General features: G+C 70.3%; 18 protein-coding genes. 8 read left to right on the plus strand and 10 right to left on the minus strand.

From position 1 onward, the window contains the following. Positions 1-8: 8 nt before the first annotated feature. Both ACIA5C_RS12525 and ACIA5C_RS12530 read right to left on the minus strand, forming a co-directional pair. On the minus strand, positions 9-2255 hold the full coding sequence (locus ACIA5C_RS12525; protein WP_396053736.1) for an ATP-binding protein: 2247 nt from the start codon (positions 2253-2255) through the stop codon (positions 9-11). After that, complete coding sequence (locus tag ACIA5C_RS12530) at positions 2252-2635, minus strand: Hpt domain-containing protein (protein WP_396053738.1); 384 nt, start codon at positions 2633-2635, stop codon at positions 2252-2254. The genes ACIA5C_RS12525 and ACIA5C_RS12530 overlap by 4 nt, the downstream gene beginning before the upstream one ends. A gap of 122 nt (positions 2636-2757) precedes the next feature. On the opposite strand from ACIA5C_RS12530, the gene ACIA5C_RS12535 reads away from it, so the two are divergent. The 3 genes from ACIA5C_RS12535 to ACIA5C_RS12545 are packed head-to-tail and all read left to right on the plus strand — an operon-like array spanning position 2758 to position 6387. After that, positions 2758-5043 (plus strand): putative bifunctional diguanylate cyclase/phosphodiesterase, encoded by a 2286-nt coding sequence (locus tag ACIA5C_RS12535; protein WP_396053740.1) that lies wholly within the window; start codon positions 2758-2760, stop codon positions 5041-5043. Positions 5044-5053: 10 nt separating this feature from the next. After that, positions 5054-5560: a hypothetical protein gene (locus ACIA5C_RS12540; protein ID WP_396053742.1), complete on the plus strand. Its 507-nt coding sequence runs from the start codon at positions 5054-5056 to the stop codon at positions 5558-5560. 44 nt (positions 5561-5604) lie between these two features. Next, on the plus strand, positions 5605-6387 hold the full coding sequence (locus tag ACIA5C_RS12545; protein WP_396053744.1) for a hypothetical protein: 783 nt from the start codon (positions 5605-5607) through the stop codon (positions 6385-6387). Here ACIA5C_RS12545 and ACIA5C_RS12550 read toward each other — a convergent pair. The 7 genes from ACIA5C_RS12550 to ACIA5C_RS12580 are packed head-to-tail and all read right to left on the minus strand — an operon-like array spanning position 6384 to position 13160. After that, positions 6384-7520 (minus strand): ABC transporter substrate-binding protein, encoded by a 1137-nt coding sequence (locus tag ACIA5C_RS12550; protein ID WP_396053746.1) that lies wholly within the window; start codon positions 7518-7520, stop codon positions 6384-6386. The two genes, ACIA5C_RS12545 and ACIA5C_RS12550, sit on opposite strands and share 4 nt — an antisense overlap. Positions 7521-7532: 12 nt before the next feature. Then, positions 7533-8297: an ABC transporter permease gene (locus ACIA5C_RS12555; RefSeq protein WP_396053748.1), complete on the minus strand. Its 765-nt coding sequence runs from the start codon at positions 8295-8297 to the stop codon at positions 7533-7535. Beyond that, positions 8294-9079 carry an ABC transporter ATP-binding protein gene (locus ACIA5C_RS12560; RefSeq protein ID WP_396053750.1) on the minus strand — a complete coding sequence of 262 codons (786 nt, stop codon included), beginning with the start codon at positions 9077-9079 and terminating at the stop codon, positions 8294-8296. Before ACIA5C_RS12560 ends, ACIA5C_RS12555 begins: the two co-directional genes overlap by 4 nt. Beyond that, positions 9076-9918 (minus strand): ABC transporter permease, encoded by an 843-nt coding sequence (locus tag ACIA5C_RS12565; protein ID WP_396053752.1) that lies wholly within the window; start codon positions 9916-9918, stop codon positions 9076-9078. The genes ACIA5C_RS12560 and ACIA5C_RS12565 overlap by 4 nt, the downstream gene beginning before the upstream one ends. Next, on the minus strand, positions 9915-10910 hold the full coding sequence (locus ACIA5C_RS12570; RefSeq protein ID WP_396053754.1) for a TIGR03842 family LLM class F420-dependent oxidoreductase: 996 nt from the start codon (positions 10908-10910) through the stop codon (positions 9915-9917). Before ACIA5C_RS12570 ends, ACIA5C_RS12565 begins: the two co-directional genes overlap by 4 nt. Positions 10911-10920: 10 nt before the next feature. Next, positions 10921-12318, minus strand: coding sequence for a dihydropyrimidinase (hydA, locus tag ACIA5C_RS12575; protein WP_396054323.1), 1398 nt, complete (start codon positions 12316-12318; stop codon positions 10921-10923). A gap of 2 nt (positions 12319-12320) precedes the next feature. Then, positions 12321-13160, minus strand: coding sequence for a nitrilase-related carbon-nitrogen hydrolase (locus ACIA5C_RS12580; RefSeq protein ID WP_396053756.1), 840 nt, complete (start codon positions 13158-13160; stop codon positions 12321-12323). Between the two features lie 218 nt (positions 13161-13378). Here ACIA5C_RS12580 and ACIA5C_RS12585 point away from each other — a divergent pair, with 218 nt between their 5' ends. Both ACIA5C_RS12585 and ACIA5C_RS12590 read left to right on the plus strand, forming a co-directional pair. Beyond that, on the plus strand, positions 13379-14746 hold the full coding sequence (locus ACIA5C_RS12585; RefSeq protein ID WP_396053758.1) for a PLP-dependent aminotransferase family protein: 1368 nt from the start codon (positions 13379-13381) through the stop codon (positions 14744-14746). Positions 14747-14797: 51 nt separating this feature from the next. Next, a complete protein-coding gene (locus ACIA5C_RS12590) occupies positions 14798-16063 on the plus strand; it encodes an aspartate aminotransferase family protein (protein WP_396054326.1) in 1266 nt (421 codons plus the stop codon). Between the two features lie 179 nt (positions 16064-16242). On the opposite strand, the gene ACIA5C_RS12595 is transcribed toward ACIA5C_RS12590, so the two are convergent. Next, the gene (locus tag ACIA5C_RS12595) at positions 16243-17154 is read right to left on the minus strand and encodes a phytanoyl-CoA dioxygenase family protein (RefSeq protein WP_396053760.1); all 912 of its coding nucleotides are present in this window, start codon (positions 17152-17154) and stop codon (positions 16243-16245) included. 406 nt (positions 17155-17560) lie between these two features. On the opposite strand from ACIA5C_RS12595, the gene ACIA5C_RS12600 reads away from it, so the two are divergent. The 3 genes from ACIA5C_RS12600 to ACIA5C_RS12610 are packed head-to-tail and all read left to right on the plus strand — an operon-like array spanning position 17561 to position 19450. Beyond that, positions 17561-18787 carry an anion permease gene (locus ACIA5C_RS12600; RefSeq protein ID WP_396053762.1) on the plus strand — a complete coding sequence of 409 codons (1227 nt, stop codon included), beginning with the start codon at positions 17561-17563 and terminating at the stop codon, positions 18785-18787. A gap of 13 nt (positions 18788-18800) precedes the next feature. Further along, positions 18801-19112, plus strand: coding sequence for a hypothetical protein (locus ACIA5C_RS12605; protein WP_396053764.1), 312 nt, complete (start codon positions 18801-18803; stop codon positions 19110-19112). 20 nt (positions 19113-19132) lie between these two features. Further along, the gene (locus ACIA5C_RS12610; protein ID WP_396053766.1) at positions 19133-19450 is read left to right on the plus strand and encodes a DUF3349 domain-containing protein; all 318 of its coding nucleotides are present in this window, start codon (positions 19133-19135) and stop codon (positions 19448-19450) included. Positions 19451-19467 lie beyond the last annotated feature (17 nt).

Genomic DNA, 19467 nt, shown 5'->3' on the forward strand with positions numbered 1-19467 from the left:
CGTCGACCTTAAGCAGCCGCCGCGACCAGCTCCTGGGAAACACTGGTCACCGCGCGCCCCGCCACGTCGGCCCGATCGTGGAGTTCCCGGAGGGTGGCGGCCTGGCCGGCCACGTCACGCTTCTGGGCGTACGCCTCGAGCCGCGCGCAGGCCCCGGCCAGCCGATGGGCGCCGAGCGTGCCCGACGACCCTTTCAGCCCGTGGGCCAGCCGGTCCACCCGCGCGTGGTCGCCGTCGACCACCGCGTTGTCGATGTCGGCCAGCACCGCCGGGAGGCGCCGGGCGAACGCGAGCAGGATGTCGGCCAGCCGCACCTGGTTGGCGAAGTCGGCGCCCGCGATCGCAGCGATCGAGGCGCGGATGTCGTCGTCCTCGCCGGTCGGGGGCGCCGCCGGGGTGGCCCGGGGGTGGCCTCCGGACAGCACCAGGTCGAGGTCGGCCTCCTGGATCGGCTTGGCCAGGAAGTCGTCCATCCCGGCCCGTCGCCCCGCCGCCTGGTCGTCGGCCGTTGCGTTCGCGGTCAGCGCCACGATCCGCGGCGAGCCGTGCGCGGGCGGCGCCGAGCGGATCTCCTCGGTGGCTGACAGCCCGTCCAGGACCGGCATCTGCACGTCCATGAGCACCAGGTCGTACGCCACCTCGTGCACCGCCCGCACCGCGTCGGCCCCGTTGTCGACGATGTCAACCGTGTGACCGCGGCGGGTCAGCATCAGCTCGGCCACCCGCTGGTTGATCGGGTTGTCCTCGGCGAGGAGCACGTGCAGGGGCGGCTGGTGCGTCCGGCGGCGCCGGGCCGGCGTACGGGAGGAAAGCGCGACGTTTTCGTCGCTCAGCCCGACCGCCGCCTCGACCGTGAAGGTCGAGCCCGATCCGGGTGTGCTCGTGACCTGGATCGTGCCGCCCATCGCCTCGGCGAGCCGTCGGCTGATGACCAGGCCGAGCCCGGTGCCGGTCCGCCCGCGGGTGCCCGGATCGGCCTGGCTGAACGCCTGGAAGAGCCGGTCGAGCTGGTCGGGCGGTATGCCGATGCCGGTGTCGCGGACCGCGATCCGTAGGCGGTCTTCAACGAAGGTGACCCGTACCGAGACCCCGCCCCGATCGGTGAATTTCACCGCGTTGCCGAGCAGGTTGACCAGGATCTGCCGCAGCCGTGTCTCGTCGGCGATCACGGTCAGCGGGCAGTTGGGTGCCATCTCGACCGAGAGCCGCAGGCCTTTGGCATCGGCGGTGAGCGCGACCAGGTTGACCGCGTCGTCGAGCAGTCCGTGCAGGTTGACCGGCTGTTCGTCGAGGACCAGTTCGCCCGCCTCGATCTTGGAGAAGTCGAGGATGTCATTGATGATCACGAGGAGCGACTCGGCGCTGCCCCGCACGATGTCGACGAGTTCCTGCTGCCCGGCGTCGAGGGGGCCGTCGTTGAGCAGGCTGGTTCCGCCGATCACCGCGTTCATCGGGGTGCGGATCTCGTGGCTCATCGCGGCCAGGAACGCCGACTTGGCCGCGGTCGCGGCGAGCGCCTCGTCGCGGGCGGTCGCCATCGCGGCCATCGAGGAGTTGACCGCCCGGGCCATCTGGGCCAGTTCGGCCGGGCCGGTCACCTCGGCCGGCCGGGTCAGGTCGCCCTCGATCACCCGCTCGGCCGCTTCGGTGACCACGTGGGCGGCCGAGGTGATCCGCTTGGTGATCCAGCGGCCGGCCGCGGCGACGAACAGCGCGGTGCCGACCGACACCGCGATGATCAGCAGCCGGGTGCGGCGGGCGCTCTGGTCGATCGCGTCGAGATGCTGGTCGAGCACCGCGTTCTCGCGGTCGTGCATCGCGTCGACCAGCGCGGTGACCCGGTTGAAGTCATTTTCGGCCGGCGCAGCGAGGTCGGGGGCGGCCAGCAGCGGCCGGATCTGGCCGATCAGCCGCTGCTGCGCCGGATCGTCGGCGGTGTCGTGCTGAACCTCGTCGAGGGTCTGGTCGAGCAGGCCGGCCGTGTCGCGGTAGAGCTGCAACGAGGCCGTGTTGTGGTCGCTCAGGTATTCGCGCTGGGTGCGGTCGGTGGCGTTGACCAGGTCGCCGAGCTTCCCGATCCCGCCGAGCACCCGGTGCGACCGGGTGAGCGGCTGCTGGGCGTGCATGAGCGCGCCGATCCGGGCGTACGCCGCGGCGCCGACCACGCCGAGGGCGACCAGGGCGACCGCGAATCCGGCGGTGAGCATGCGGCCCACCGTCCAGCGCACGCCCTTCCGGCGGGCGGGCGTCGTCATATGGTTACTCGAAGTAGAGGCGCCAGCTTTTCCAGCGCCGCCTCCACCCGCGCCAGCTCGGCGCCGACCCGTCCCAGCGTGAGATCGGGGTCGGGCACCCGTCCGTCGCGGGCGGCGCGCTCGATCTCGGCGAAGATCGCGGCAAGGGTGTCGGCGCCGAGGTTGGACGCCGACCCCTTCAACCCGTGGGCGTGGTTGCGTATCTCGCCCGGGGTGCCGCCGCGCAGCAGTTCGGCCAGCCGATCCACCCCGACCGGGGTCTTGGCCAGGAAGGAACGGATCAGCCCGCCGACCAGTGCGCGTTCCGGCCCGTCCGGTTCCGGACCGGTGATGTCCGCCAGCCGGGTGCGGATCTCGTCCTCCCGGCTGTGCACGTCCATGCGTACATCCTGCTGCGCCCGGCTCCCGGGCGCTCCGCTTTCCGGCAACGCCCGGCACCGGGCGTGTCGCACCAGACAGCCGAATCGCTCACCCGCCCCGAGCTTCGGCCGATGGATTACGCGTGACCACCCAGACCCGCGCCCCCTGGCGATACGTCCTGGTCACCGGCGGGATCATCGCTGTCTCCACGATCTGGTACCTGCTGCAGGTCACGGTCGGCGCCGGTCCGGATGCCATCGCATACGTGACCATGCCGGTGACCGCGGCCGTCGGCGCCCTCGCGGCCCTGAACCTGGTGCGCCGCGGCTCGCTGAGCCGCCAGGCCCGCCGGTTCTGGCGGTTCATGATCTTCGCCTTCGGCTTTCTCAGCGCGGGCTACGCGCTGCTGACCGTGGCCGCCTTCCGCGAGTCCCCGGTGCTGCCGTCGATGCCGGTGCCGGCGGCGGCGCTGGCCGGAGCGGGCTTCCTCACCGCGATGTGGGCGATGGTCCGGGTGCCGCTCGGCATCACCAACTCCGGCGAGCGGTGGCGGCAGTGGCTCGACCGCTCGATCGCCTTCCTCGGCTGCGGAACCGTGCTCTTCCACTTCGGGTTGGCGCCGCTCATGATGTCGGCCGGGCAGTGGAGTGTCCAGGCGATCACGCTGATCGGCATGTCGTTCGTGCTCGCGATCGGCGCGGTCACCAAGGTCGCCTACATCCGGGGCGGCCCGATCGACCGGTCGGCGTTGCGGATGATCGGCGGAACAGGTCTGGTCGCGGCTGCGACGGCGGTGCTGATGACGACCGCCGGCAACCCCGGCACGATTCCCGCTCAGGCCGTCCTGATGCCGCTCGCGCCGGCGCTCGGCGTACTCGCCGCCCGCCGGCAGTGGAACTCCACCGGCGCCCGGCCCCGGCGGGCGAACACGTGGCTGCCCTATCTGGCGGTCGCGGCGGTCGACGTACCGCTGGTAGCCGTCATCCCCGGAAGCCTGACCTGGACCGACCGGTTGGTGATCGTCGCCTCGGTGATCGTTACCGGTCTGGTGACCGTCCGGCAGTTCGTCGCCTTCCGCGAGAACGCGCGGCTGCTGCGCGAGAAGCGCGCCTCCGAGGAGCGCCTGCAGCACGAGGTCAGCCACGACGGCCTGACCGGTCTGGCCAACCGGGCGCTGTACCGGGAGCGCCTGGCCGTCCAACTGGCGACCGGCGACACGACAGTGCTCCTGGTCGACCTCGACGACTTCAAGACCGTCAACGACTCGCTCGGGCACGACGTCGGCGACCGCCTGCTCATCGCGGTGGCCGAGGTGCTGCGCGCCGAGACCGGCGCGGACGGCCTTCCGGTACGCCTCGGCGGCGACGAGTTCGCCGTCCTCGTCACCGAACCGACGGCCCTCGGCGAGACCATCGCCCAGCGGATCCTCGACGCGTTCGGGGGCCCGGTCAGCGAGCACCAGCTGCTGGTGCACGCCAGCATCGGCATCGCCACCGGGGCGGCCGGCAGCCCGCTCGACCGCCTGCTGCGCGACGCCGACGTGGCGATGTACTCCGCCAAGCAGCGCGGCAAGGCCAACTGGGTCCGTTACCACGAGGGCATGGAACAGCCGGTCTCCACGCACGCCCAGCTCGGCGGCGAGCTGCGGCGGGCACTGGACGGGGGCGAGTTCGCCGTCTTCTACCAGCCGATCGTCGCGCTCGCGACCGGCCGGATCGTCGGCGTCGAGGCGCTCGTCCGCTGGCTGCACCCGGCCCGCGGCGTGGTCGGCCCGGCCGAGTTCATACCGGCCGCCGAGGGCACCGGCCTGATCGTCCCGCTCGGCCGGTATGTGCTCCGCGAGACGTGCCGGCAGGCGGCCACCTGGCTGGCCGAGTTCGGCCCGGACACGCTGCAGAAGGTCGGGCCGAACGTGTCGGTGCGGCAGCTGCACGACCCCGACTTCGTCCGCGACGTGCGCGAGGTGCTGGCGGAGACCGGGCTGCCGGCCGACCGGCTGGTGCTCGAGCTGACCGAGTCGGCCGTGCTGCGCGGGCCGCAGGTGTCGCGGACCCTGCACGAGTTGCACGACTTCGGCGTACGGATGGCGCTCGACGACTTCGGCACCGGCGAGTCGTCGCTGAGCCTGCTGCGCTCGTTCCCGGCTTCGATCGTCAAGCTCGACAAGTCGTTCGTCGACGGCATCGAGCTCGACGAGCCCGGCTCGGCGGCGGCCGACGCCCGGCAGGCGGTGGCCCGTGCGGTGCAGCAGCTGGCGGGCGCGCTCGGCCTGGACACCGTGGCCGAGGGCATCGAGAACCAGGAGCAGGCGGACCGGCTGATGTTGCTCGGCTACACGCTGGGTCAGGGCTACCACATGGCCCGGCCGATGCCGGCCGCCGACATGACTCGGCTGCTCGCTTCCCAGCGCGACCACGCCGCCGCTTAAGGTACGGCCCATGACTGAGCTGGAACAGGACGACGGCACCCGAACCGCCCGGTCGCTCGAGGCCTGGCTCGGCACGCTGACGTTCGCCGATCTCACCACCGACGAGGTCACGGCCCGGCTGGTGGACGGGGTGGCGCGCTGGGGCGAGAGCCAGGGCTGGCGGGTCTACCGCCGGGCGCCCAGCGTCTTCCCGCTCCCGCCGCCGCTGCGCGGCAACTCGGTGGTCGACGTGGCCTGCGCCCGGCCCGAGGCGCCGCCGATCGTCGTCGAGGTGGACCGGCTGGAGCGCCGCCGCACGGTCGACAAGCTTCTTGCCGAGGCGGCCGCCGGTCGCCTGGCGATCCTGGTGCGGTGGGGGAGCGGACCGTTCACTGCGCCGCCGCTGCCGGTGCACCTGGTGACCCGGGAGGCGTCCCGGCAGCGCGGCCGCTGGCACACGATCGTGGAGCTCCCGGCGCCCCGGCATTCCGGCGCGCTCGCGGCCGAACCGGAGGAACTCCCGTGGGGGGAAAAGTGAATAATTCGGGTACCGTGTCCGCGCCCCTGGGACAGGCTGGAGGGGTGCAGCCCGGCCGCTCCTCCCGACACCCGGCGTCCTGGTGGTCCCAGTTCCAGGACGTCACCGACCGGTTCGATGCCGCCTCGGTGACCGAGGTGCTGGCCGACGAGATCATCCCTAAGATCTCCAACCCGCTGCTGCGCCGCGAGGCCGAGATCGCGACCGAGGTGGTCGTACGCCACCTCAACAAGATTTCGAGCCCCGAGCTGGCCGAGCGGGCCGCCAAGTCGACCGCCCGGCTGATCGCCACCGTCGAGCGCCTGAACGAGCGCGCGACCAGCGAGGACCTGGCCACCGGCGAGACCGCCGCGCTGGTGCACGTGCTGCAGGGCCGGTACGCCGACGCGGCCAGCGAGGCCGAGCCCTTCGTCGGCACGGTCCCGCTGATCAAGGCGTTCGTGGCCGCGCTGCGCCTGGAATACTTCGACGTCGCCCTGACCGTGAAGCTGATCGGTGCCGGTCAGGGACCGTCCAGCGCGGTGCAGACCGGTCTGGCGATCGGCCGCTACGGCTGGTGGCCGGACTGGTTGCTCAAGATCGTGGCCGACCGCGCCATGGCCGGCAAGCTCGACAAGGAGACGATCGCGGCGCTCGACCGCTGCGCCTACGCCGAGCTCAGCCCGGCCCAGTCGCGCATCGCCAGCCGGATCCTCAACGGCGACCAGAACATGATCGAGGCCTCGGCGAACCGGCTCGAGGACCTCGGCGAACAGGACGCCGCGAACAAGCTGCGCCAGGGCGACCTGACCGCGGTCGCCCTGGCCGCCCGGCTGATCCCGCTCTAGGCACCACCGGCTTCCAGCGTGACCGTCTGTGGCTGGAAGGATGCCCCGGTCACGTCGACACCGGCCGCCTTGACCTGCGCGAGCGCCTGGTTGATGTAGTCGTTGGTGTAGGCCGAGGCGTCCGGCTCCTTCTTGAGCACGGTGTCGCCGGTCTGGTTCTTGGTGTGCAGCGAGATGTCGACCGTCTGCTTCCACGCCGCGCTGTCGACCAGGCCGATCCCGCCGGTCGACGGCCAGATCAGTTTGTTCACCTCGTTGACCTGCCACAGCTGGTGGCTCTTGCCGAGCTTCGAGCCCTTGGCCACCACCATGTCGCGGCACTTCTGCAGGTTGTCCCGGCAGAATGCCCAGCCCTTGATGGTGCCGGCCAGGAACTTGACCGTCTGCTGCTGGTAGGCCGGGTTGCCGAGCTTGGCCGTGTTGGCCCACACCGCGTCCTGCAGCATGGCCGAACCGTTCTGCTTCCAGTCGATGATCGAGAAGTCGTCCGGGGTGTACAGCTTGCCGGTGGCCGGGTCCCTGGCCTCCAGCAACTGGGCGTACTCGTTGTAGCTCATCGCCTGGGCGGCGTCGATCTCGTGCTTGAGCAGCGCCTGCATGTCGAACTGCTGCTGCACGAGGGTGACGTCCTTGCCCGGGTCGAGCCCGGCCTTGGTCATCCCGGCGAACAGCTCGAACTCGTTGCCGAAGCCCCAGTTGCCGATCTTCTTGCTCTTGAACTGGGCCGGCGAGGTGATGCCGCTGCTCTTCCACGCGACCTGATAGGTGCCCGAACGCGCGAAGATCTGCCCGACGTCGGTGATCCCGGCGCCCTGCTCCCGCGAGGCCAGCGCCTTGGGCACCCACGCGACCGCGTAGTCGGCCCGGCCCTGCGCGAGCACGGTCTGCGGGACGATGTCGGTGCCGCCCTCGAGCAACTGCACGTCGAGGCCCTGCTCGGAGTAGAAGCCCTGGTCGACGGCGGCGATGTAACCGGCGAACTGGGCCTGGTAGAACCACTGCAGCTGAAGCTTGATCGGGATGAGCCCGCTCGCGTCGGCCTTTCCGGTAGAGGTCTTGTCGGCGGTTCCGCAGCCGGCCAGCACGAGCACCGTTGCTGCGGCCATGGTGGACAACAGGCGAATCTTCGACATCGGAGCACCGTCCTATGTGATGAGTCGAGCCCGGTACGGCATGGCCAGCCGCTCGATGAGCAGCGTGGTGAGGTAGAAGACGAGTCCGAGCAGGCAGGCGCCGACCACGAAGGCCCAGGCACGGGGATAGGCGGTGAACGCGGCCGCGGACGTGATCCGCGAGCCGAGCCCGGTCTGCAGCCCGCCGAAGTACTCGGCGACCACCGCGGCGATCACGGCCAGCGACGACGCCTGCCGCAGGCCGGTGAAGACGTACGGGAGCGCGCCGGGCAGGCGCACCTTGGCGGCGAAGGTCCACCCGCTCGCCGCGTACGAGTGCATGAGCTCGCGATGGATCGGGTCGACCTCGCGCAGCCCGCGCAGCGTGTTGACGAAGACCGGGAAGAACACCACGATCCCGGTGACCAGCCGGCGGGGGATGCTGCTGGTCGTCTCGAACATGTTGTTGAGGATCGGCGCCAGCGCGATGATCGGCAGCGCGTTGGCGACCGCGGCGAACGGGATCGACGCCTCGCTCAGCGGCCGCCAGCGGGAGGCGGCCAGCGCGACGAGAATCGCCACGACCGACCCGCCGATCAGGCCGACCAGCGCATTGGCGCCGCTGGCCAGGGCCGCGTGCCAGATGTTGGCGCGCTGCTCGACGAACTCGCTGCCGATCTCCGACGGCGCCGGCAGGATGAACGGCGCGATCCGGCCCAGGGTCACGGTCGCCTGCCAGGCCGCTAACGCGACCAGGCCGACGACGACCGGCGGCAGGACGACCCGCATGCGCTTCATGCGGCTTCCGCTCTTTCGGTACGCGGTGACCGCAGCGCCCGGCGCACCTCGGTGATCTTCGAGAAATACGCCTCGGACTGCCGGCCGGCGTCGTCCCGCGACGGCAGCGACACCTCGATCGAGGCCGTGATCCGGCCCGGCCGGGCCGACATCACCACCACCCGGTCGGAGAGGAAGACCGCCTCCGAGATCGAGTGGGTGACGAAGACCGTGCTGGTGCCGGTCTTCCCGCAGATCGCGAGCAACTCCGACTGCAGCCGCTCGCGGGTCATCTCGTCGAGCGCGCCGAACGGCTCGTCCATCAGCAGCAACGGCGGCTGCACGGCGAGCGCCCGGGCGATCGCCACCCGCTGCTGCATGCCGCCCGACAGCTGCGCCGGGTAGTGCGAGGCGAACTCGGCCAGCCCGACCAGCCCGAGCATCTCCTGGGCCCGGGCCCGCCGGTCGGCTCGGGACATGCCCCGCAGTTCGAGCGGCAGTTCCACGTTGCGCAGCACGGTCCGCCACTCGAACAGCCCCGACTGCTGAAAGGCGATCCCGTACGCCTGCTGCTTGCGCGCCGCCCCGGCGCCCTGCCCGGCGACGGTGACCGTGCCGGCGCTCGGCGGGATCAGATCGCCGATCAACCGCAGCAGGGTGCTCTTGCCGCACCCGGACGGCCCGATCAGCGAGACGAACTCGCCGTCGCCGACCGTCAGATCCACCTCGGACAGCGCGACCACCTCGTCGGGCCGGCCGGGGTTGAACACCTTCGTGACCTTGTCGATGATCACCGCGCTCACAGGGTCACCACCTCCACGTGGCGCCGGTGCCGCATCAGCGGCAGTTCGAGCAGGCTGACCGCGCCGGCGACGAGCAGACCCAGCAGGGCCGCCCCGAGCATCGCCGTGTAGACCTTCGCGGGGTCGGTGGTCGCCTCCCGCGAGTATTCGATGATCAGGCGGCCGATGCCGCCCCGGGTGCCGGTGGAGATCTCGCCGACCACCGCGCCGACGACCGCGGCCGCCCCGGCGAGCCGGAGGGACGGGAACAGGTAGGGCAGCGACGCCGGGAGGCGAAGCTTGACCAACGTGCGCCACCACCCGGCCGCGTAGCTGCGCATGAGCTCCACCCCGCTCACCGACGGCGACTCCAGACCGCGCAGCATGCCGACGGCGACCGGGAAGAAGGCCAGGTAGGAGGCGATCACCGAGACCGTCGCCCAGGGCGGCATGATGGTGCCGCCCCACCCCGCCACCAGTGGCGCCAGCGCCACCAGAGGCACGGTCTGGCTGAGGATCACATAGGGCAGCAGGCCTCGCTCGACGATGCGGAAGTGCTGCATCAGCACCGCCAGGACCAGCCCGACCACCGCGCCGACGACGAAACCGGCCGCGGTGATCCCGAGCGTGAAGCCGCAGGCCGACAGCACCACCAGCCAGATCGGCTGCCCGCCCGTGATCTCGGGGCGGCCGAGCCGCTGCAGCACCGTCCACAGGTGTGGCATCGAGAGGTCGTCGGCCCGGGGCAGGATGCGCACCCCGAACAGGAGCGTCCCGTCCGGACTCCCGACCGCCTTGTAGCCCTCCCACAGCGCGACGAAGACGGCCAGGCCGGCGACAGCGAACAGGAGGCGTCTCACGGCAGGACCGGGATGATCTGCGACCCGTAGGCCGCGAGCGTCGACTCCTTCGCATCGTGTTGCAGGTAGACGGCGAACTGGTCGACGCCGAGGTCGCGCAGTTCGCTCAGCCGCTTGAGGTGGTGCTCGACCGGCCCGAGGATGCAGAACCGGTCGACCACCTCGTCGGGCACGAACGTGGTGTGGGTGTTGCCGGCCCTCCCGTGCTCGGCGTAGTCGTAGCTCTGCCGGCCCTTGATGTAGTCGGTCAGCACCTGCGGCACCGCGCCGTTGCTGCCGTAGCGCGCCACGATGTCGGCCACGTGGTTGCCGACCATCCCGCCGAACCAGCGGCACTGCTCGCGCTGATGGGCCAGATCGTCGCCCACGTACGCCGGCGCGGCCACGCAGAACTTGATCGCCGCCGGGTCGCGCCCGGCCTTCTCGGCCGCGCGGCGCACGGCCGCGATCATCCAGGCGGCGATGTCCGGGTCGGCGAGTTGCAGGATGTAGCCGTCGCCGACCTCGCCGGTCAGGGCGAGCGCCTTCGGCCCGTACGCCGCGACCCACACGTCGAGCCGGCTCGCCGACGCCCAGGCGAGCTGCAGTTCCTGCCCCCGCACCGTGACCCGTTCGCCGCTCGCCAGTCCGCGGATCACCTGCACCGACTCGCGCAGCTGGGCCAGCGTCTGCGGCTGGAGCCCGAGCACCCGCAGCGCCGAGTCGCCCCGGCCGATCCCGCAGATGGTCCGGTTGCCGTACATCTCGTTGAGCGTGGCGAACAGCGACGCCGTCACGGTCCAGTCGCGGGTGCCGGGGTTGGTGACCATCGGCCCGACGATCACCCGCTCGGTCTCGTCGAGGATCTTGGAGTAGATGACGAACGGCTCCTGCCAGAGCACGTGCGAGTCGAACGTCCACACGTGACTGAAACCGGCCGCCTCGGCCTTCTTCGCCAGGTCGATCACCACCCGGGCGGGTGGGTCGTTCTGCAGCACGACGCCGATGTCCATCGCGGCCCCCTCAGAGCAGGTAGTCGGAGAGACCGCGCGGCAGGTATTTGCCCCGGCCGGCCCGGCCGGTGTACGTGCCGCCCGTGCTGATCACCTCGCCGCGGGAGATCACGGTGTCGACCTTGCCGGCGATCTCCCAGCCCTCCCAGGCCGAGTAGTCCATGTTCATGTGGTGTGTCTCGACGCTGATCCGGGTGCGGCCGTCGGGGTCGTAGAGCACCACGTCGGCGTCCGAGCCGGGTGCGATCACGCCCTTGCGCGGGTAGAGGCCGAACATGCGGGCCGGTGTCGTCGCGATCGTCTCGACCCAGCGGGCCAGTGACAGCTTGCCGTCGACCACGCCCTGATAGAGCAGATCGACCCGGTGTTCGACGCTGCCGATGCCGTTCGGGATCTTGGAGAAGTCGCCGAGGCCCATCTCCTTCTGATCCTTCATGCAGAAGGGGCAGTGGTCGGTCGAGACCACCGACAGGTCGTTGGTGCGCAGTCCCTGCCAGAGGTCGGCCCGGTGGCTTTCGTGCTTACTGCGCAACGGCGTCGAGCAGACCCATTTGGCGCCCTCGAACCCGGGCGCGCCCAACTGGTCTTCCAGCGTCAGGTAGAGGTATTGCGGGCACGTCTCGGCGAACACGTTGCGGCCGAGGTCGCGGGCGTTGCGCACCTGTTCGAGGGCCTTCGACGCCGACAGATGGACGATGTAGAGCGGGCAGTCGGCGGCCACGCCGGCCAGCCAGATCGCCCGGCTGGTCGCCTCGGCCTCGAGTTCCTGCGGCCGGGTGATGCCGTGGTGGATCGGGTCGGTCTGGCCGCGCTCGAGCGCCTGCTTGACCAGGACGTCGATGGCCGGCCCGTTCTCGGCGTGCATCATGATCATGGCGCCGTTGTCGCGCGCCTTCTGCATGGCTCGCAGGATCTGCCCGTCGTCGGAGTAGAAGACGCCCGGATAGGCCATGAACAGCTTGAAGCTGGTGATGCCCTCGCTCGCGACCAGCTGGTCCATCGCCTTGAGCGCGTCGTCGTCCACGCCGCCGAGGATCATGTGGAAGCCGTAGTCGATGTGGCACTGACCCTGCGTCTTGGCGTGCCAGGCGGCCAGGCCGTCCTGCACGACCTCGCCCGTGCGCTGGATGGCGAAGTCGATGATCGTGGTCGTCCCGCCGATCGCCGCCGCCCGGGTGCCGGTGTCGAAGGTGTCGCTGGCCTGGGTGCCGCCGAACGGCATCTGCATGTGGGTGTGCGCGTCGATCGCGCCCGGAATCACGTACTTGCCGGTCGCGTCGATCGTCTCGACGTCCTCCGGGCCGCGGCCGGGCGCGAAGACCGCCGCGATCGTCTCGCCGTCGATCAGCACGTCGGCCGCGCTCGCCCCGGTCGGCCCGACGACCGTGCCGCCCTTGATCAGCATCATCGTCACAGCTCCACCGTGCGCGTGTACGACTCCGGGCGGCGGTCGCGGTAGAACTGCCAGCGCTCGCGGACCGTCCTGATCAGGCTCAGGTCGAGGTCGCGCACGATCAGCTCGGGGTTGTGCGTGTCGCCGACCTCGCCGACGAACTTGCCCTCCGGGTCGGCGAAGTAGGACTGGCCGTAGAAGTCGTCGTCGCCCAGCGGCTCGATGCCGACCCGGTTGATCGCGCCGATGAAGTATTCGTTGGCCACCGCGCTGGCCGGCTGCTCGAGCTGCCAGAGGTAGCTGGAGAGGCCACGGCTCGTCGCCGACGGGTTGAAGACGATCTGTGCGCCGCCCAGGCCCAGCTCGCGCCAGCCCTCCGGGAAGTGCCGGTCGTAGCAGATGTAGACGCCGACCTTGCCGACCGCGGTGTCGAAGACCGGGTAGCCCAGGTTGCCGGGGCGGAAGTAGAACTTCTCCCAGAAGCCGTTCACCTGCGGGATGTGGTGCTTGCGGTATTTGCCGAGGTAGCGGCCGTCGGCGTCGACCACCGCGGCGGTGTTGTAGAGAACGCCCTCCTGTTCCTTCTCGTACATCGGCAGGACCATGACCAGGCCCAGCTCGGCCGCGAGGGCCTGGAAGCGCTCGGTGGTCGGGCCGGGGATCGACTCCGCGTACTCGTAGTAGGCGGCGTCCTGCACCTGGCAGAAGTACGGGCCGTAGAAAAGCTCCTGGAAGCAGATCACCTTGGCGCCCTGTGCGGCGGCGTCGCGCGCGTAGTCCTCGTGCGCCTTGATCATCGATTCCTTGTCGCCCGTCCACGTGGTCTGGACGAGGGCGGCGCGGATGACGTCGGTCATGAAACGCCCCTCTCCTTGATCATCCGCGCTGGTCAAGCGCGTCCTGTGATCACTTGTTCTACTCCCCGTTAGACATCTTGAGCTAGACCAGAGCTTCCTGGCTCCGCTTCGATCGCCTTGCTTTCGCGTCCCGAATGCCGTAGGACTCTAGCGACACAGGTTCGGGCGGACAATTGCCCGAATGTAACGGAACGTTTCGGAGACGTAACTTGCTCGGGTTGATCAGCGGCGCCGTCGACGACCGCAGCGCGCGGGGGATCGCCGCGGCCGTGAGCCGTCTGGTGACCTCGGGCCGCCTGCCCGCCGGCAGCCGCCTGCCGACCGTCCGCGACGTGGCCCGCGAACTGGGGGTCAGCCCGACCACGGTCAGCGAGGCCTGGCAGAGCCTGGGGCGGGCGGGGGCGATCCGCACCCGCGGCCGCTCGGGCACGTTCGTGGCCGGCCCGGTGCTGTCCCGCGGCGACTGGCGTTACACCCAGCTGGCCGGTCCCGCCGTCCCGGTCGCCCGTGACCTCTCCACCGGGGTGCCCGACCACGACCTGCTGCCCGACCTGACCGAGGCGCTGCGGCGCATCGGCGACGGCCGGCTGACCAGCAGCTATCTCGACGAGCCGGTGCTGCCCGGCCTCGAGGCGGTGCTGCGCGAGCGGTGGCCGTTCCCGCCCGAGCGGCTCACCGTGGTCGACGGCGCCCTCGACGCGCTCGACCGCATCCTCGGCGCGGTCGTGCGCTTCGGCGACCACGTGCTGGTCGAAAATCCGACCTTCGCCCCGATCCTCGACCTGCTGCAGACCGTCGGCGCGACCGTGGTCGGGGTGCCGATCGACGACCAGGGCCTCGAGCCCGCGGCGCTGGCCGCCGCTCTCGACGGCTACCCGCCGGCCGCGCTCGTTCTGCAGCCGCGCGCGCACAACCCGGCGGGGGTGAGCATGTCGCCCGGGCGGGCCGCCGAGCTCGCCGGGGTGCTGGCCGGGCACCCGGACGTGCTGGTGATCGAGGACGACCACGCCGGCGACATCGCCTCGGCGCCGCCGGTGAGCATCGGGCGGCATCGGCCCGAGGGCACGGTCCACGTGGCCAGCTTCTCGAAGAGCCACGGTCCCGACCTGCGTCTGGCCGCGGTCGGCGGGCCGGCCGCGGTGGTCGGCGCGGTGGCCGACCGGCGGCTCCTCGGGCCGGGCTGGTCCAGCCGGCTGCTCCAGGGCGTACTCCTGGACCTGCTGACCGACCCGGCGGCCGTGGCCCGGGTCGCCGCCGCTCGCGACGCTTATGCGTCGCGGCGGACGGCCCTGCTCAAAGAGCTGGCCGGGCACGGCGCCGAGGCGACCGCGGCCGACGGCATCAACCTCTGGTTGACCGTCGACGACCAGCAGATCGCCATGGTCTCGCTGGCCGCGCAGGGCATCGCGGTGGCGCCGGGCGCGCCGTTCTGCGTGACTCCGCTGCGCTCCGATCACGTCCGTGTCACCGTCGGGCTGGTGGCCGGTGGTTTCGACGACCTGGCCGGCGCGCTCGCGTCGGCCGCTCATCTGGACAGCCGCGGCAGCGGCGCCCGGGAGCGGGCGCACCCGCGCGGCTGGCGCTGACCCTTGGAGGATTCCTTGTCCGACGACCTGCTCGCCCGCCACCGCGCCGTGATGCCGGGCTGGATGCCGATCTACTACGGCGACGACGCCATCGAGCTGGTCGCAGGCTCGGGGCGGCGGGTGACCGGCTCCGACGGCCGCACCTACCTCGACTTCTTCGGCGGCGTGCTGACCAACATGATCGGCTACGACATCGCCGAGATCAACGAGGCGGTGCAGCGTCAGCTGTCGAAGGGGATCGTGCACACCTCGACGCTCTATCTGATCGGCGAGCAGGTCGCGCTGGCCGAGAAGATCGCCCGCCTCAGCGGCATCCCGGACGCGCGGGTGTTCTTCACCAACTCGGGCACCGAGGCCAACGAGTCGGCGCTGCTGTTCGCCACCAACATCCGCCGCTCCAACCAGATTCTGGCGATCAAGAACAGCTACCACGGCCGCACGTTCGCGACCATGGCGATCACCGGGCACCGCAGCTGGTCGTCGAGCTCGCTGAGCCCGCTCAACGTCTCCTGGCTCGCCTCGGCCGACCGGCTGCGCGGGCGGATGGCCGGCCTGGCACCGGGCGACCTGGCCGAGGCGGCGGTCGACGACCTGCGCGAGGTGCTGACGACGGTGACCGCGGGCGACGTGGCGGCGCTGATCGCCGAGCCGATCCAGGGTGTCGGCGGCTTCGTGGCCGGACCCGACGGGCTGCTCGGCGCCTATCAGAAGGTGCTGGCCGAGCACGGCATCCTGCTGATCGCCGACGAGGTGCAGACCGGCTGGGGCCGCACCGGCGAGCACTTCTGGGGTTACCAGGCGCACGGCGTGACCCCCGACCTGATCACTTTCGCCAAGGGCATCGGCAACGGGTTCGCGCTCGGCGGCGTGGTCGGCCGGGCCGAGGTCATGAACGCGGTGCAGGCCATCAGCTTCTCCACCTTCGGCGGCAACCCGCTGTCCGCGGCGGCCGGCAACGCGGTGCTCGACTACGTGCTCGACCACGACCTGCAGGGCAACGCGTCCCGGGTGGGCTCGATCCTGCTCGACGGGCTACGGGCGCTCGACCTGCCGCTCATCGGCGAGGTGCGCGGCAAGGGCCTGATGATCGGCATCGAGCTGGTGCGGCCGGGCACCACCGAGCCCGACCCGGCGGCCACGGTGCGGGTCTTCGACGAGTGCCGGGCCGGGGGCCTGCTGGTCGGCAAGGGCGGCCTCTACAGCAACGTGCTGCGGATGGGGCCGCCGCTCACCCTGACCGAGGACGAGGCGCGCGAGGGTCTGGCGATCCTGACCGATGCCCTGACCCGGGTCAGCGCCGAGGCCCACGTCGCCTGAACGACCCGGGCCGGAAAACACCGCAGACCCGTCACCTGGAAGGGGTGACGGGCCTGCGGCTGTGACGGAATCCGGTTTTAGACCGCCGGTTCGGCGCGGTCCGCGTCGGGGGAGGGCACGCGAGGAACCGGCGGCGGTCTAGGTGCTGCTGTGATGGGCGATCGGCTGTTCCGAATCGGTCAGCGAAGCCAGGGGATCGAGCGGTCGAGCAGGCCGCGCGAATTCAATTCATGCCGCAGCGGGATCTTGTCGTCGACGAAACCGTCCCAGTTGACGCCCCAGTAATTGGCGGTGTGGGGCGAGTCGCCGAGCAATTGCTTCTGCACCGGCGTGCGGTTGGACCACCATTCGCTGTCGCGGTCGATCGGCATGTCGTCGAGCGGCCGGATCCACCGGTAGGTGTAGCCCACGAACAGCATTTTGCGGGTCACCGTGCTGGTGTTGGGCGAGCGGGAGTGCCAGAGGCGGCGATCGAAGATGAAGCAGTCGCCCGGGTTGGCGGTGATCTCGACGGTGCCCTTGGGGTCGGGGTTCTCAACCGAGGTGTCGGCCGGACGCTCCAGCGAGTTGTCGAGGTGGCTGCCCGGGATCACCTTGGTCGCGCCCCGGCCGGTGCGCGACAGGTCGGACAGCACGTACCCGATCTTCAGGGAGAACATCGGCCGCGGGACGTCACCGCCGAACACCTCGGGGTCCGAGTTCTGCCGGTAACCGTCCTGGTGCCAGCCCCACGACGGCTTCTCGTCCGGACCCTGCGGCGGCGTCACGTCGAGGTGGTTGTGGTGGGAGTAGATGTTCCACCCGGCGAGACCCCAGATGAACGGGAAGGTCGTGGGCTGGGTCAGCAGTTCGCCGAACGCCTCGTCGCGCGGCAGGAAGCCGAGCATGTGCAGCGTGCCGTCCTTCTTGAGCTTGCCGGCCGCCTGCTCCTGGGCGTACACCCGATCGACCGCCTCCTCGAGCCGGGCCCGGTGCTCCTCGGAAAGGGCGTTGCGCACCAGCAGCACGCCCTGCTCGAGGAATTCGGTGCGCTGCTCCGGCGTGATGCTCTCAAAACCGGTCAGGCCCGGATAAAACTCGGCGGAACTCATTCCCGTTGTCCCCCTTGAGATCTCCACATAGATCTGCGCGGGCCCCTGGTTTCTGGGCGCGCGCTCGATGGAGAAGACGTGACCAGCCCTCGTTTACGTTGCAGCTCTTTCGAAAAAAATCAAAGAATTACTGATCGTGATCGCAGAAACGGGAAAATGAGGACTTCGGGCAATTTGGGGTCCTTGCACCGATCGGATATCCTTCGGCATCCTGATCGGACGAATCCCAGGTTTCCGGTACGGTTTGCCCGTCAGTTCCTTACCCGCCGCACAACGGTCGGCGAACCATGGCGCGCGGTGTCGAGCTTGGGAACCCGCAATGGCGGTCGCCCCAACACAAGTTGAACATTCAATCCATGGTCGTCGACCTCTTCAGGTCTGACGTTTCGGGCGCGACGCTGGCGGAGTGACCCAGTCAACCGTCATCTTGGCCCTGGTGGTCGTCACAGCCCTCGGCTTCGACTTCACCAACGGGTTCCACGACACCGCTAACGCGATGGCGACGTCCATCGCCACCGGGGCGCTGCGGCCGAAGGTGGCCGTTGCCCTCTCCGGCGCCCTCAATCTCGTCGGCGCCTTCCTCTCCGTCGAGGTAGCGCTCACCGTCTCCAACGCCGTCGTGAAGATCCAGAATAAGGACGGCTCGCCCAAGGCCGACCTGGTCGGCGACGGCGGCAAGGCGCTGCTGCTGATCGTGCTGGCGGGCCTGATCGGTGGCATCGTCTGGAACCTGCTGACCTGGCTCCTCGGCCTGCCGTCGAGCTCCTCGCACGCGCTTTTCGGCGGCCTCGTCGGCTCGACCATCGCGGGGCTGGGCTGGACCGGCGTCAACTGGGTCGGCGACGGCACCAAGCTGGACGGCGTCGTCGGCAAGGTGATCCTTCCCGCGGTGGCCTCCCCGATCATCGCCGGCATCGTGGCCGCCGCCGGCACCTGGCTGATCTACAAGGTGACCCTCGGGGTCGTGGCGCGCTTCACCGACAACGGTTTCCGCTGGGGCCAGATCGGCAGCGCCTCGCTCGTCTCGCTGGCGCACGGCACCAACGACGCGCAGAAGACCATGGGTGTCATCACGCTCGCCCTGATCGCCAGCGGCAACTGGCACGACACCAAGGGCATCCCGTTCTGGGTCAAGATCGCCTGCGCGCTGGCCATCGCCCTGGGCACCTATCTCGGCGGCTGGCGGATCATCCGCACGCTCGGCAAGGGCCTGGTCGAGATCGCCCCGCCGCAGGGCATGGCCGCCGAGTCGGCGTCGGCCGCGGTCATCCTGGCCTCGAGCCAGCTCGGTTTCGCGCTCTCCACCACCCACGTCGCGACCGGCGCGATCCTCGGCACCGGCGTCGGCAAGCCGGGGGCCCAGGTCCGGTGGAAGGTCGCCGGCCGGATGGTCGCGGCCTGGCTGATCACCCTCCCGGCGGCGGCTGTGGTCGGCGCCCTGATGTGGTACATCGGACACATCGTCGGCGGCGGTGTCGCCGGCGCGGTCGTCGTCTTCGTGATCCTGCTGGGCCTGGCCGGGTTCATGTTCTACCGCTCACGGATCGACCCGGTCGACCACAACAACGTCAACGACGACTGGGAAGGCACTCCGCAGCAGCCGGAGCGCGTCCCCGCCGGCGCGGCAAGCTGAGAGGGCACCCGACATGCACAACGTGACACTGGCTCTCCAGGGCGCCTGGAAGGTGCTGGCCGCCAGCCTGATCCTGGGCGCCGGCCTCCCGCTGATCTTCGCTCTCGGCATCCGCTCGCTGGCCTGGGGAGCGGGCGGCGACGCCGAGGTCCACGCCACCGGCGTGACCGGCCCGAAGGCCAACCCGGCCGGTACGGTCCTTGCCTGGGTCCTCTTCATCGTCGTGCTCGCGGGCGTCGCGCTCGGGATCACCTTCGTCGTGGCGACCGGTTTCGGCAAGGTCATGACCTTCGACCACATTTATCCGACGATCCACTCCAAGTGACAGATAGGTAGGCGAGTGCGGTGGGAGATTCCCGCTCCAGCTTCCTGACGCGCGCCGTGGACTGGCTGCGCGCCGGTTACCCGACCGGTGTGCCTCGGCAGGACTACGTCGCCCTGCTCGGCATCCTGCGCCGCAAGATGACCGAGGAGGAGGTCAAGAAGATCGCCACGGCCCTGGCCGACCAGTCGATGGGCAGCGACGACCCGATCTCGGCCGCGGACATCGAAAACATGATCAGCGGCGAGATGCTCCAGAACGCCACTCCGGAGGACGTCGTACGGGTCTCGGCCCGGCTCGCCGCCGGCGGCTGGCCGCTGGTCGACCCGCCTAACGACTGAGTGAACTGAACAAGAAC

It is taken from the genome of Actinoplanes sp. NPDC051343 (assembly GCF_044455125.1).
GTDB lineage: Bacteria > Actinomycetota > Actinomycetes > Mycobacteriales > Micromonosporaceae > Actinoplanes.

Bases quoted from the DNA above. Each gene is read 5' to 3' on its own strand.
- ACIA5C_RS12605 (WP_396053764.1), top strand. From the start codon at position 18,801: ATGCACAACGTGACACTGGCTCTCCAGGGCGCCTGGAAGGTGCTGGCC.
- hydA (WP_396054323.1), bottom strand. From the start codon at position 12,318: ATGATGCTGATCAAGGGCGGCACGGTCGTCGGGCCGACCGGGGCGAGC.
- ACIA5C_RS12570 (WP_396053754.1), bottom strand. From the start codon at position 10,910: ATGGACATCGGCGTCGTGCTGCAGAACGACCCACCCGCCCGGGTGGTG.
- ACIA5C_RS12595 (WP_396053760.1), bottom strand. From the start codon at position 17,154: ATGAGTTCCGCCGAGTTTTATCCGGGCCTGACCGGTTTTGAGAGCATC.
- ACIA5C_RS12540 (WP_396053742.1), top strand. From the start codon at position 5,054: ATGACTGAGCTGGAACAGGACGACGGCACCCGAACCGCCCGGTCGCTC.
- ACIA5C_RS12590 (WP_396054326.1), top strand. From the start codon at position 14,798: ATGCCGGGCTGGATGCCGATCTACTACGGCGACGACGCCATCGAGCTG.
- ACIA5C_RS12525 (WP_396053736.1), bottom strand. From the start codon at position 2,255: ATGACGACGCCCGCCCGCCGGAAGGGCGTGCGCTGGACGGTGGGCCGC.
- ACIA5C_RS12550 (WP_396053746.1), bottom strand. From the start codon at position 7,520: ATGTCGAAGATTCGCCTGTTGTCCACCATGGCCGCAGCAACGGTGCTC.
- ACIA5C_RS12530 (WP_396053738.1), bottom strand. From the start codon at position 2,635: ATGGACGTGCACAGCCGGGAGGACGAGATCCGCACCCGGCTGGCGGAC.
- ACIA5C_RS12580 (WP_396053756.1), bottom strand. From the start codon at position 13,160: ATGACCGACGTCATCCGCGCCGCCCTCGTCCAGACCACGTGGACGGGC.
- ACIA5C_RS12555 (WP_396053748.1), bottom strand. From the start codon at position 8,297: ATGAAGCGCATGCGGGTCGTCCTGCCGCCGGTCGTCGTCGGCCTGGTC.